General features: G+C 69.8%; 1 protein-coding gene. It reads right to left on the minus strand.

Features of this window, described 5'->3' with window-relative positions:
• Positions 1–660: ABC transporter ATP-binding protein (locus IE332_RS40480; protein ID WP_189926903.1), on the minus strand; the 660-nt coding region annotated here is incomplete at both ends.

Below are 660 nucleotides of genomic sequence, written 5' to 3' on the forward strand. Positions count from 1 at the left end.
GTCCAGGACGGTGTCGGCGGTGGGTGCGTGGAGTTCGTCGACGATGCGGCCGTCGGCGAGGAAGACGACGCGGTCGGCGTAGGAGGCGGCGACGGGGTCGTGGGTGACCATGACGACGGTCTGGCCGAGTTCGCGGACGGAGTTGCGGAGGAAGGAGAGGATCTCGGCGCCGGAGCGGGAGTCGAGGTTTCCGGTGGGTTCGTCGGCGAAGACGATGTCGGGCTTGCCGGCGAGGGCGCGGGCGCAGGCGACGCGCTGCTGCTGGCCGCCGGAGAGCTGGGAGGGGCGGTGGCTGAGGCGGTCGGAGAGGCCGACGGTGTCGACGACGCGGTCGAGCCAGGGCTTGTCGGCCTTGCGGCCGGCGATGTCCATCGGGAGGGTGATGTTCTCCAGGGCGGTCAGGGTGGGGAGCAGGTTGAAGGCCTGGAAGATGAAGCCGATGTGGTCGCGGCGCAGTTGGGTGAGCTGCTTGTCCTTGAGGCCGACGAGTTCGGTGTCGCCGATGGTGGAGGAGCCCGAGGTGACGGTGTCGAGTCCGGCCATGCAGTGCATGAGGGTGGACTTGCCGGAGCCGGAGGGGCCCATGATGGCGGTGAACTCGCCCTGGGGGAAGGTGACGCTGACGTTGTCGAGGGCGACGACGCGGGTCTCCCCCTCCCC

This window comes from Kitasatospora xanthocidica (assembly GCF_014656195.1).
Taxonomy (GTDB): Bacteria; Actinomycetota; Actinomycetes; order Streptomycetales; family Streptomycetaceae; genus Kitasatospora; species Kitasatospora xanthocidica.